Here is a 12,694-nt window from a genome sequence, read left to right as displayed (position 1 = left end):
CCGTAAAATTCTTCCGGAAAAATCAGACTGTCAAAAAAATAAATAATATATTATCGCTTTTCAACCGAGCAATAACGCATTTACGCTAATACAATGTTGGTGCCGCATTTAGCGATTTTTTCAAGCTGTTCTTCGTTTTCCGGAGTTTGTATCGTGACCAGCGTATCAATATTCTGCCACTCACAAATCACATAGACACCGCGTCGGATAAATTTCTGCGAATCCAGAAGAACGATTCTCCGAGCTCCGCAGCTAGCCGCCGCTTGCTTGACAGGGAGTTGAACAGGATAGGATACGGTAGGCCCGGAACAGTCCCGGACCCCGGTGCTGCCTACGAACGCTACGTCGACATTGATCTTTTTGTAAAAGTTTTCAACTTCAAGACCCAACATCGCGTCCTGCGCAGTAAAAACCGCGCCCCCGGGAATAGACACATTAAACTTTTGAGACGTTGTCAGTGCTGTCCGAAGCGAATAGGTTACGATATTCAACTCTTCATACCGGAATCTTTCATCGCAAAGTAGTTCTTCCGCCAGAAACCGGTTGGTAGAACCGCTGTCCAGACTCAGGGCCATATCAGGTTCGACGAATTGCGCCGCTTTTTTTGCAATACGGATTTTTTCAGCTCGCAAAATATCCTTGGACGTATCCGCAGCGTCACGGAGACTGGCGCTGCCACGCGAACGATATATCAGCTTTCGTTCCTCCAAAACCAATAAATCGCGTCGGATCGTCGTAGGCGTAACATGAAAGGAATCAGATAGCTCCTCTACAGTTACACTTCCTTTTTTTAAGAGCAATGAATAAATCTGGTCTAACCTTAATGAATTGGACACGAACGTATTTCCCCATTTACGTAAAACTTCTTTGAAGATATAACAATAAAATTGTAATGGATCACGTACGATTTTTTCTGTAAAATATGACAGGCCGTCCAATTAAGTTGCTAAGATCCTGGCATACCAGATTCGTTGGGAACAAAAGCCTGAGCTTTTGCATCGATGAAAACATTAAAAATAGCCCTGATTCACTTTGTTATGAAGCTTCCCATACTGACAGAGCGAATTTCACATAACTTTGCGTCAACAAATATATGATCCGAGTTAAGAACAAAATAAGGACGCAAAGATCGTAAGAAACACACATTTCAAACAACATTAGCGTCATGTTTTTCCTAAAGAAAAAGTTTTTCGAACATTTTCTTTTACATCCTATTCCTTATAAAAAACTGATTGACTTCCAAAAACACGGGGTTTACAATAGATACAATTTGATTAGTCATTAAAACAAAGCGAATTCGCATAAAAAGGAATGATCAGAAAAAGGAGGGAACGGTTCACAATACAGCTTATAGACATATTACCTTTAAAGCGACAGCTGATTAAACATTTTTATTCGTTCTAAGAACATATTTTTTATTCAAACACAAAAGAAAGAGCAAAGGAACAAAACGATGAAACGTCTGATTGCGTTGGTTTTATCACTGACCGTGATATTTGGATTTGTCAATATTAATAAAGCGGCTGCAGAAGAAAAAGGAAAAATCCTTTTTTTCACAGCGTTTATTGGGGACTTCGGTTTGTCCGATATGGGTTATCGCGCCGTACAGGAAATCGCTGAGCAATACAATCTGGAATGGACGTTGGTAGAATATGGAGCCTACGATCCGGCGTTAGCCATTAACTCTTACTGGGATGCGCTGGAAACCAGTAAATATGATTACTTTCTCGGCCCAGCCTGGTATATCCAGGATATCGTAGACGACGCAGCGGCGGAATTTCCCAATACGACTTTCATCTATTACGATGTAGGAAAAGGCGTTGAGTTTAAATCTCCAAACGTATACGGAATTACGTTCGCACAAAACGAATCTTCCTTTATAGCGGCAATTCTTCAAGCTTTGATGACGAAGACGGGCAAAATCGGCTGCATCTCTTCCGACAGCCCGATCCTTAACGACTTCAGCACAGGCTGGTTGGCTGGCGCGAAATATGCGAAAAAAGAGCTCGGCTTGGATATTGCCTGGCTTCATTCTTATATGGTCGAAACGTCCATGTCTGCTGTATACGAAGCGATGAACGTGATGTATGATAATGGCTGCGATGCCGTATGGCCGATTACCGCACAGATGATGTTAGCCGGTTGTCAGGCCGCTCAGGAGCATGGCGGCATTGAAAAAGGATTTTTTGTTTTGGGCTGCGACTATGATCAATACTCTTACCTGAAAGATATTGCAGCAAAGGACGAATCCGCCGCATTAGGATATCAGAACATCCTCACATCCATAACAAAGAATATCGCTCCGATTGCGAAGAAGATCATTGATGATGTCAACGGCGAGCATAAGATTCCTGCCGGGAATCAGGTATGGGGAATCTTTGAAGACGGCGTCGGCTACCTGGAAAATGAAAACTTCTTAGCATATGTCCCCGAAGATATTCAAGCGAAGCTTAAGGAGATTATCGGAAAGATCGGCTCTGGGGAAATCGTGGTTCCGTCTTATTATGACTTCGATAGTTATGAAGCTTTCGCTACATACCGTGACGACCCGAATGCGGAATTCGTAAAATAAGTGCTTTTTGCAGCAATCATGTAAACAGTTCACATGGGGTTGAAAAAACCTGCTTTCAACCCCATGGAGATCCGATAATTCTCAGATCGGGAATTATCGGATGAATATCGGTTTAGCGCTGAGTTGAAGACTCGTTATTTGAAAAGTCATGAAAACGACTGTTTGGGGATGCAAAAATGACAAAAGAGCTTCTTCGAATGGAAGAAATTACAAAAATATACCCCAATGGATTCATCGCCAATCGCAATGTAACCTTTAGTGTAAATGAAAATGAAATCCATGCTTTAGTCGGTGAAAACGGCGCGGGCAAGACTACGTTGATGAAGATTCTGTTTGGCATGGAAAATTGCCAGACAGGCAAAATTTATATCAGCGGAGAAGAGGTTCATATTACCTCGCCCTTGGATGCAATTGCCAAGGGAATAGGAATGGTCCATCAGCATTTTATGCAAGTGCCAAACCTGACCGTCGCCGAAAATGTGGTATTGGGAATGGAACCGGGGCGAGGGCCCGTTTTCGACAGGAAACAAGCGCTCGTAATGACTCAAGGGATCAGCAACAAATACAATCTCGGCGTCGATTGTAATCACATGATCCGCGACCTGACCGTTGGGCAGAAGCAAAAAGTTGAATTGCTTAAGGCGTTGTCCCGCGGCTGCAAAGTGCTTATTCTGGATGAACCCACTGCCGTTCTTACGCCGCAGGAAACTCGAGAGCTTTTTGTCCAACTAAAAAGATTGCGTGATCAGGGATACGGCATCATCTTCATTTCTCATAAGCTTGACGAAGTCATGGAACTTTGCGATCGTGTGACCGTCCTGCGGCATGGCAAAGTTACCGGAAATGGGAATATCGCAGATTTAGATACTATCAAATTATCAAAAATGATGGTCGAGAGAGAAGTCTCTCTGAAGATTGAAAAAGAAAAAGCTCAGCCCAAGGAATGCATTCTTAAAATTGAAAAACTCAATTATATAGACGATTTCGGAAAGCGCACAATAGATGAGCTTAGCTTCACCGTCCGAGCAGGAGAAGTTGTCGGCATTGCAGGCGTGGAAGGCAACGGACAGACAGAGCTTTCCGAGATTATCGCCGGACTGCTCCAGAGGACTTCTGGGAAAATCATACTCAACAATCAGGAAACCGCCGGCAAAACGATCATGCAGATTCGGCAAATGGGAATGGCGCATATATCCGAAGACCGCATGAAATTCGGGATAGCGAACAATCTATCTATACAGGATAATATTGCGGCAATCTATCTCGCCGGCAACAGATTCCGAACCGGCCCTTTTCTGAAAATGAAAGAACTTAATAAGTTTGTTGATGAGTGCATTAACAAATTTGAAGTCGCATGCATAGATGGAAACGAAAATATCAAATTTCTTTCCGGAGGAAATATTCAGAAGGTGATTGTCGCTCGCGAATTCTCAGGAGACGCGAACTTCATTATTGCAAATCAGCCTACGCGGGGTATTGATATCGGAACTGCCGATCTGATCAGGCGATTGCTGGTAAGAGCGTCCCGAGAAAAAAATTGCGCGATTCTCCTGATATCTTCCGATCTGACAGAGCTCACAGAAGTTTCTGACCGCATACTGGTCATGAAGAGCGGGAAAATTGTTGCGCAATTCAAGGATGCAAAGAATGTATCTGATGATACTTTGGGCGAATATATGCTCGGCGTCCGCAGAATGGCCGTGGAAGAAATGGGAGGCCTGTAAATGAAGAAAGTACAAAGAATTGACCGTCTTTACGAGGTCCTTCGAGTTTTCCTGGGTATTGTAATTGCCTATTCGATCTGCCTGGTAATTATTGTACTCATCTCCGGATCGGAAGCATGGAGAACCGCGCTCTATAATTTTGCTATCGGCCCATTCACCAGCCGGCGCAGGTTCGCTCAAGTCCTGTCACGTATGGCGCCGTACATGATTACAGGTTGCGGTATGTGCTTCGTTTACGCCAGCGGTCGTTTCAGCATGATCGGGGAAGGTATTATTAATATCGCTCCGCTGCCGGTTCTGATGCTGATGTTTGGGAGCAGCTTCGGTCAAACTATTATGCCCGGGCTGCCCAAGATTATCAACCAACTGATTATTGTCGTTATCTGCGCCGTTACGGGAGGTTTAGTCTCTTTAATTCCGGCTTACGGAAGAGAAAAATTAGGGGCAAGCGAAACCGTTACATCCATTATTCTCAACACGGTCTGTCTATATGTAACGCTGGCGGTAATCCGTGCGACGATCGCCGATCGTACATCCTCCTTCATTTCCACACCTTTATATCCTGATAATATGCGTTTCACTCGCTATTGGAATAATACGAATTTGAATGAAGGGATCTGGTTTTCAATTATCGGCGTAATAATTGCCTGCGTTCTATTCTACCGAACGCGAATTGGCGTCGAGATCCGTATTACCGGCGCGAACGCGACTTTCGCAAAATACTCTGGAATCAACACCCAGATAAACTCTTTTCTGGGGCAAATTATCGGCGGGATCTTCGCTGGTGTTGCGGGGGCCGTAGAAAACTTTGGCGCGTACAACTGCTATCAGGTAGCTACTTTAACCAACATCGGAATGGATGGACTGATAATTGCGGTAATGGCGCGAAAGAATCCGATCTTCGTTCCGATTACCGCGTTTGTTTTAGCGTACATTCGTACAGCCGCCGCCGTTCTGAACACGAACACGAACATCCCCATTGAATTAGTAACGATGCTTCAGGCGGTCATCATCTTCTTTGTGGCAGCTGAAGAATTTCTTGGAAAGAGCCGCCAGAAAGCGATTATCAAAGCATCTCGTGAGATGGGAATATAAGGAGATAAGCTTTGTTAGACTTCATTTCAAATTTCATTTATTCGGTTATTCGGATTTCAACGCCTATCATTTATGTAGCGATTTGTTCTACGCTTTCCGCTCAGGCCGGACTCATGAACATGGCAGGCGAAAGCATGATGCTTGCAGCTTCTTTATCAGGCGTCATCTTCAGCGCTCTGTTTCAAAACGTTTGGCTCGGAATTTTAGCTGGCGTTATCGTCTCAATGATCATAACGCTGATTATCTGCTTCGCGGCCTTTGTGATGAAGGTGGATATTTATCTGATGTCAATTTCCATGAATATGGCTATCGGAGGTGCGGTAATTTTCGTCATGTGGATTATCACCGGGACCAAAGCGAATACCGCCGGCACGATATCCAGCTTAGCGTTGGGGAATATCGATATCCCATTTATAAAAGAAATTCCGTTTCTCGGCGCTATCATCTCCGGGCATAATGTTTTCACTTACATCGCGCTTGTTATGACTTTAGCCGTATGGTTTCTTTTATTCCGAACCAAGCTCGGTCTTCGAATGCGAGCCATTGGGCAAAATCCTAAAGCGGCGGAATCGGTCGGCATCAACACGAAAAAAGTTTATACGATCGCGTTCCTGATCGCCGCCGCTATCGGAGCCTTCGGCGGTATGTATTTATCAATGGGATATCAGAGCTTCTTTTCGAAAGGGTTGACAGGAAGCAGGGGTTTTATCGGCATGGCTGCGGCAACAATCGGCAATAACGAACCTTTCGGCGCGCTGATCATGAGCTTTGTCTTCGGGCTCGCATATGCAGGCTCGAACTATTTGCAGCCCGTCATCAATGATGCTTATCTGCTGATGGCGCTTCCGTTTATCCTTTCTACGTTGATTTATATTGTCATTTCAGCATGGCGATCCGGCGCGGAAGAAAGGATGTTGAAGAAAAAAGTAAAGCAGCTGGAACAAATGGATCCAAACATCACAAAATAAATCCCAGGACATGGATAAAGAGAGGAGAAATCCCTTGAATTTACTGAATAAGAAAAACTACTACAACACCATCAACCTTCAAATTGAGAATTTAAGGGATCTGGTGGAACTTCAGGTGGAGCGTTGTTTTAACCTGTCAAAGCTCTCCAGCTTGATGAGCGAAAAACAATTCAAAAACCTGAAGCGAGTGGTCATCACCGGTTGTGGCGATTCTTACTCCGCGGCGGGTTCAATGCTTCATGCGTTTCGACTTCACAGTAACGTTTATGACACGGTTGTACCGGACCCGATGGAATTTTGTCGTTTTTACACCGAAGAAGAATTACTCAAAGGCTGCCTGAAAAACGAAGTTTTAGTCATCGCTATCAGTGCCAGCGGAGGTTCTGAGCGGATTGTTGAAATGATGCGCAAAGGGCAAAAACACGGCGTGCAAACCATGCTGATAACCAACAACCCTGAATCCCAAGGCGCGTTGGCTGCTGACAGAGTTTTTCATGTCGAAACGCCGGATGGCTGTAATTCGCCCGGACTGCGTTCATATTTTGCCAGCATGATAGCGCTGAATGCGTTTAGCGCATATGTCGGCCTGATCCAGGGGCATATCACACAGGCGCGGTTTGATGAAATTCAACAACAGATCGTTCAATACACTAAAACTTTTTTAGAAGATTTAGAACGTATTGACAGCCAGATGTTCTCAATCGCTTCGGACTGGAAGGACTTTTCGAAATTCGAGATCATCGGGGATGAAAATGAAGGATTTTCTGCGCAGTTTGTCGAGGAAAAAATGATCGAATGCGCGGGCGTCCACTGCACCCATGCTGATTCCGAAGACTGGTGTCACATTAATTACTTTCTGCGTGAGCCCGACACGATCGGCACAATCGCGCTGATGAATTCTCAGGCCCCTGACTTCGATCGGATGCAATACACGCTGCAATCAGCTGTCGATATCGGCCGTCCTGTTTTAGTCGTCACAGATGCGTCGGCGGATGATTCGATTCCTGAAGAAACGTCTATTTGCCGAATCACGCCTGCGGAACCTTGGCTAATGCCGCTGATGGATTTCATTCCCGGGTCCTTATTAGGGGCGTATCTTGCCGCGATAAACGACAAACTCTTTTTCCGAGGGCGCTATGATTACAGGAGCCAGCAATGGATACTTTGACAAAGGCTGAACAGATGAAGAAAAGCGACTTAGATAATACATTTCGACTGCAATGCATGGATTTGAAAACACTCAGCATCATCCAGTTTGATCGATCCGTACAATCTGTGGCGCAGCTGCTGAAAAAAACAGATCCGCTCAAGATAAATCGAATCGTCGCCAGCGGCTGTGGGGATTCCTTTTTAGCAGCTGCCGAAGCGAAAGACTGTTTCGCGCGTTACCTGCCCGAGGTTCGATACGAAGCTTACCCTGGAATTGAAGCCGGCCGATACACGAACTATTCTGATAACGAAGACAGAACATTAGTCATCGCGATCAGCAATTCCGGCGGACCTGCTCGTATCGCGGAAATTTTGGCGAGGGCGAATCGCTATGGCTGCATTTCTGTCGCGCTAACGGATCATCCGGAATCGAGAGCCGCTAAAACAGCTCAATTCACTTACCATACCAACACGCCTGCGGGGGACAACGTTTCCGGATTGCGCACGTACTACGCGTCCATGATTTCCATGTATGTGCTCGCTGCCGCTCTGGCGGAAAAGCGCCTGAGTAAACCTTGTTTGGAAGAAATGCGAGCCCATATAGCGGTTTATTTCGAAACATTCTATTCCAGGATTCAGGAAATTGACGACGCGGCGTTTGAAACAGCTTTGGCCTGGAAGGATAAAAAAGTCTTCGAGGTCACTGCGGACGGACCATTGTTCAGCTGCGGTAAATTTATCGCAGCAAAAATGGCAGAGCTTTCAGGCGATGCCTGTTCCGTAATCGACAGTGAAAATTATTGCCATGTTAACGGTTTAATGTATCCCGGCAAAGATATTGGAGAAATGGTCTTGATAGATAGCGGGGCGAAAAACCTGGATCATATCGCCGATACAGTCAATATCCAGGTGAAAACCGGCGGACGCGACGTCCTCGTCTTCTGTGACCGCGAGCCTGATAAAATCGGGATCACGGAAACGGTTCGTTATTGTCCGCTCCCGATGCCTGAACAGAATTGGAGCTTCCTGGCGCCGCTGCTTAGCTATGTCCCCGGCGGACTTTTTGCCGGTTACCGCGCCAAAGAACTGAACGAGCCATTTTTCAGAGGAGGTTCTTTCTTTGAGAAAATGACGCTGGGAACAAACCCAATCAGAATCGTATGACTTATTTCGAAATGCGATCGCCTCTTATTTTTATTTAATTTTAGTGTCATGAATTTAAATTTTATCGTATTTTATAATCTTATCGACAGCAACAAACAACCACGAGAAGGGGGAAATTCCGCATGACATACGAATTCATCGCAGCAGGAAATGTAATGCTTGACAAAGTAATATTTTCAGATGGAACCCAATCCGGTAAAGAACATATCGGAGGACCTGCCACCTTTGCATATAGCGGAATACGTCTATTTACGGATAACGTGATTCAATGCAGCAACGTCGGCGCAGATTATGAACCAATTTTTCATCCTTGGCTGCAAGCAAATAAAGTCGATACGCGCGGATTCAAGGTAATCTGCGACCGCAGCAACCATTCCATCATGCGATTTAAAGATCGGAGCGGCGCTTATTATGAAGAAAAAGGGGAAGAAAGCCTATCGGATGAAGAATATTGGCTGAAGAACGACGCCTGGCAGGATTTCGGATATCTGAAAACCAAACCCGAAGAAATCGGCTGTCTAACGCAAAACGCCTGCGTGAAAGGGGTATATCTTGCGCAAAACGCAGACCGGACAGTCTGGGAAAAATTGGGGGAAATCAAGAGACGGGACGGATTTAAACTAATGTGGGAAATTGAAAATCCATGGGCGTTTAAACATTATTTACAAGATATCAAAACCATCTGTGCCGAAAATGTCGATGCCTTCAGTATAAACATAGGGGAAGCGCAGAATCTGTTCGGCTGTGTCGGCGATCAAGCCTGCATTACTGCGCTGCAATATCTTGACGTAGATTTAACGTTGTTCCGGGTTGGCGAGCGCGGCGCTTATGTCGTGACGCCAACCGACGTGATTTACCTCCCGCCTGCGCCCGGGCCCGTTGTGGACCCGACAGGATGCGGCAATACATCAACAGGCGCAGCGTTGTACGCATACGCAGAAGGAATGTCGCCCTTGATGGTAGGGATTTTAGCGAATGTGGCTTCCAGCATGAATATTCGGCAATACGGAATTATTCCTGATTTTGCTGAAGTCCGAACGGAAGCTGAAGCTATGGTCAACACCTGCTTACGTAAATATCAGGAAACAAATGCAATCGGAAAGGAATAAGAAATGTCGACATGTTTCGATAATCTCAACAACAAGAAATTGATCATCGGATTAGTTCATCTGCTGCCCATGTTAGGGACGCCGTTATATGAGAATGGCAACCTTGAAAAAATGACAACAAAAGCGATTGAAGACTGCCTGACGCTTAAAAAGAACGGCGCTGACGGCGGTTTAATTCAAACTGTCGACGTATATTACCCCTCGACCGACGATACAGATTACGCTCGCGTAGCCGGACTCGCCGCGATCGTCGCTCGCTGCCGTGACGCGGTCGGCGCAAGTTTTCTCCTTGGAGCTCAAATTATGTGGAATTGCATCACCCCCTCCCTGGCTGTTTGTAAAGCCGCAGGAGCGGACTTTACGCGCTGTACGGCTTTAGCGGGTGATACAGACTCGATGTATGGAAAAATTGTGGCGCAGCCATTGAAAGTAGCCGAATATCGTCGGAAAATTGAGGCAAACGAAATTGGCTTGTTAGCTGAAATTTCCGGGTACCATCACAAAGGAAAATACGATTCTGAAAATATAAAGAATATGGCGGCGACATCTATGCGTCTCGGCGCCAATGCGATCGAAGTATACGATCAGAACCTTGATCAGAACGAACGTCTGGTCTTAGACGTAAAATCAGCAGGCAATATACCGGTGATCCTGGGCGGCGGAACGGATGTCTCCAATTGTAAAGAACGACTGCGCTTTGCAGACGGAGCTTTAGTAGGCTCCGCATTTGAAGGAGGTCATTGGGGAGGCCCGGTTATCGGAAAAATCGTCGCGGAATATGTAAAAAAAGTTCGAGAATTAGAAAATGAGTAAGTTGCAGGGAAACGAAGTTCATTAAACAAGGAAAAGACGCTGTGAAAAAGGAAGCTGGAAAATTGCTGGGATTTCGAAGCGATACGCCATGGAAGAAAGGAATCGCGCTTATTTACTACGGCTCCTGTTTCGTTTTTTTTATGATTGCCATGATTACGCCGCCCTTGATCCCCGCGTCGTCCGCGGATACAGTTATCACGAAGATTTCGTCATTCATATTGACATTGATGCTTCTCAGCCCCGCTCTTTTCCTTTCGGATACTTTTTTACGAAACACCTTGCCGTTTTTCAAGGTTAAAAGTTTTCTAAGCTCCTTAACAGGGCTTTTAATCGTTTGGGCTTTTCTAATGTATTTTTTTCTTTGCTCCGAATCGCTTCATTCTCCGGAATATAAGACACAGTTCAACGCATTTATTTCCGCATCTTATGACAGCTTTGTTGAAGCGGGAACAAATGACTTTATCCAGATTGATCCAATAGAATAAACAAGGCTAACTAAATGATAAGAGTAAATGATTTAAAATCACATTATTCAATTAAGATCTTAGTCGCGCTGGTTCTCGTCAAATTAGGAACGGCAGGAGCCGTTTCGGCAATGACAGCGAACTTCGTTGAACCTATTGTTAAAGAGTTGGGCTGTGATGTCAGTGAGTTTACAATGACGATCAGCATTAACGCTATCGCTATGGCTCTATTGTATACGACTTCCGCAAAAATATTGATAACCAAACGGCTTGGACTTGTTTTTGGCATTGCCTCCCTGATCGATGTAATTGGATTAGCGCTGATGGGGACCTATCATTCCGTGCCTATGTTCTATTTTTCTGGCGGATTAATCGGCGCGTCTCAAGCTTTTACCGGTTTTGTCGCAGTCCCGATTGTCGTTAATATGTGGTTTAAGAAAAAAACCGGTACCGTCTTAGGTATTATTATAGCTGTAGGCAGCGCTGCAACGATCGGCTATGGTTTGTTAGCTGCACAATTCATTACTGTTTTTGGTTGGCGAATAGCTTATTTCCTTTTAGCTGCGATGGGATTTGTCATCACCGTACCCGCGGCGTTCGTATTGCTCAAAAGTCCGGAAGAAGCAGGATGCAAGCCTTATGGAATGGAAGAGGAATTGCGCCAGGACGCAGCAGTCAAAGGAAATGACAGCGACTGGAGCTTGAACAAGAAACAAGCTTTCATGCTTCCGCTTCTTTATATTTCCTGGATTGCCTGTCTTATGTATAGTTATGGAAGCGGAGTTTCAGGGTATATAACCCCGTTCGCTACCATGGAACTTGATCAAAGTATTAACTTCGGCGCGCAGGCAGGAATGTGTTTAGGGCTTGGAGGAATCCTTTGCAGCCTGATTCTCGGATGGATCAACGATAAATTCGGGGTAAAAGCAGGATTATTATGGGGGGCAATAACGACAACAACAGGGTATTTGCTGATGTTTATCAGTTATAAAACGCCCAATGTTGCTTATATCGCTTCGTTTGTAGTCGGTTTAGGTATGAGCATGTATACGGTACAATGCCCTCTTATGACACGCAGCATTGTAGGGAGCAGGCATTATTCGGATATCTGGTCTATTTTAATGGTAGCGAACAGCCTGATCGGCGGAGGACTTTACTCATCAATTGGATTATTCTACGATAGACTTGGCTCTTATAGCGGTGCGTTTATAATGGCAATCGGTCTTTATATAGGCGCTTGCATCATCGGTTTCATCGCAATATCGCTTGGCGAAAAATATCGAATCAATCACCCGGAATTCAGGTATGAAGGGTCTTAAATTCGCTCCTGACGAGAGCATGAAAGATTTTATGTAAAAAAGGAATTAGGGATTATTTAAAGATGAGGCTGCCCAAAGTCAGAATTCCTGGATTTTCCTGGGATCATTGCCAAAAAAATTTTTTCTGATTGGCGGATAGCCACGCCCTTGCGTATCACACAAACCAGGCGCACAAACGCGGAAGCCGGGGAAACCTCGGCTTCCGCATAACCCTACTGAAAATCAGCTCCTTGTCCCAGCGCGGAGAACGCAGCGAGAGACCAACGGCAAAAAATGTCATCGATGCGCTGATGTATAAAGACACGATAAATTCGGCT

Annotated in this window: 11 protein-coding genes; 10 read left to right on the top strand and 1 reads right to left on the bottom strand. The window is 45.2% G+C overall.

Translation table 11 applies throughout. From position 1 onward, the window contains the following. Positions 1–80 precede the first annotated feature (80 nt). Entirely contained in the window at positions 81–938 is an 858-nt protein-coding gene (locus BEQ56_06820; protein ID AOH43213.1) for a hypothetical protein, read from the bottom strand. A 515-nt stretch (positions 939–1,453) separates the two neighbouring features. On the opposite strand from BEQ56_06820, the gene BEQ56_06815 reads away from it, so the two are divergent. The 10 genes from BEQ56_06815 (at position 1,454) to BEQ56_06770 (ending at position 12,377) form a co-directional block, all read left to right on the top strand. Further along, complete coding sequence (locus BEQ56_06815; GenBank protein ID AOH43212.1) at positions 1,454–2,572, top strand: hypothetical protein; 1,119 nt, start codon at positions 1,454–1,456, stop codon at positions 2,570–2,572. A 176-nt stretch (positions 2,573–2,748) separates the two neighbouring features. Further along, positions 2,749–4,296: an ABC transporter ATP-binding protein gene (locus tag BEQ56_06810; GenBank protein AOH43211.1), complete on the top strand. Its 1,548-nt coding sequence runs from the start codon at positions 2,749–2,751 to the stop codon at positions 4,294–4,296. Continuing rightward, positions 4,297–5,391, top strand: a complete 1,095-nt coding sequence (locus BEQ56_06805; protein ID AOH43210.1) for an amino acid ABC transporter substrate-binding protein — start codon at positions 4,297–4,299, stop codon at positions 5,389–5,391. Between the two features lie 11 nt (positions 5,392–5,402). Further along, on the top strand, positions 5,403–6,359 hold the full coding sequence (locus tag BEQ56_06800) for a hypothetical protein (GenBank protein ID AOH43209.1): 957 nt from the start codon (positions 5,403–5,405) through the stop codon (positions 6,357–6,359). A 34-nt stretch (positions 6,360–6,393) separates the two neighbouring features. Next, entirely contained in the window at positions 6,394–7,527 is a 1,134-nt protein-coding gene (locus BEQ56_06795) for a hypothetical protein (protein ID AOH43208.1), read from the top strand. After that, on the top strand, positions 7,515–8,672 hold the full coding sequence (locus tag BEQ56_06790; GenBank protein ID AOH43207.1) for a hypothetical protein: 1,158 nt from the start codon (positions 7,515–7,517) through the stop codon (positions 8,670–8,672). Before BEQ56_06795 ends, BEQ56_06790 begins: the two co-directional genes overlap by 13 nt. 122 nt (positions 8,673–8,794) lie before the next feature. After that, a complete protein-coding gene (locus BEQ56_06785) occupies positions 8,795–9,781 on the top strand; it encodes a hypothetical protein (protein ID AOH43206.1) in 987 nt (328 codons plus the stop codon). Positions 9,782–9,784: 3 nt separating this feature from the next. Then, the gene (locus BEQ56_06780; protein ID AOH43205.1) at positions 9,785–10,594 is read left to right on the top strand and encodes a hypothetical protein; all 810 of its coding nucleotides are present in this window, start codon (positions 9,785–9,787) and stop codon (positions 10,592–10,594) included. Between the two features lie 41 nt (positions 10,595–10,635). Continuing rightward, the gene (locus BEQ56_06775) at positions 10,636–11,079 is read left to right on the top strand and encodes a hypothetical protein (protein ID AOH43204.1); all 444 of its coding nucleotides are present in this window, start codon (positions 10,636–10,638) and stop codon (positions 11,077–11,079) included. A 14-nt stretch (positions 11,080–11,093) separates the two neighbouring features. Continuing rightward, positions 11,094–12,377: a hypothetical protein gene (locus BEQ56_06770; GenBank protein AOH43203.1), complete on the top strand. Its 1,284-nt coding sequence runs from the start codon at positions 11,094–11,096 to the stop codon at positions 12,375–12,377. Positions 12,378–12,694: the final 317 nt, after the last annotated feature.

The organism is Anaerolineaceae bacterium oral taxon 439 (genome assembly GCA_001717545.1).
Taxonomy (GTDB): Bacteria; Chloroflexota; Anaerolineae; order Anaerolineales; family Anaerolineaceae; genus Flexilinea.
Note: the sequence above shows the minus strand (reverse complement) of the source record. Positions and strands in the feature narration are given on the sequence as shown.

Coding starts and splice junctions, on each gene's coding strand:
- BEQ56_06790 (AOH43207.1), top strand. CDS start 7,515: ATGGATACTTTGACAAAGGCTGAACAGATGAAGAAAAGCGACTTAGAT.
- BEQ56_06805 (AOH43210.1), top strand. CDS start 4,297: ATGAAGAAAGTACAAAGAATTGACCGTCTTTACGAGGTCCTTCGAGTT.
- BEQ56_06810 (AOH43211.1), top strand. CDS start 2,749: ATGACAAAAGAGCTTCTTCGAATGGAAGAAATTACAAAAATATACCCC.
- BEQ56_06770 (AOH43203.1), top strand. CDS start 11,094: ATGATAAGAGTAAATGATTTAAAATCACATTATTCAATTAAGATCTTA.
- BEQ56_06815 (AOH43212.1), top strand. CDS start 1,454: ATGAAACGTCTGATTGCGTTGGTTTTATCACTGACCGTGATATTTGGA.
- BEQ56_06785 (AOH43206.1), top strand. CDS start 8,795: ATGACATACGAATTCATCGCAGCAGGAAATGTAATGCTTGACAAAGTA.
- BEQ56_06780 (AOH43205.1), top strand. CDS start 9,785: ATGTCGACATGTTTCGATAATCTCAACAACAAGAAATTGATCATCGGA.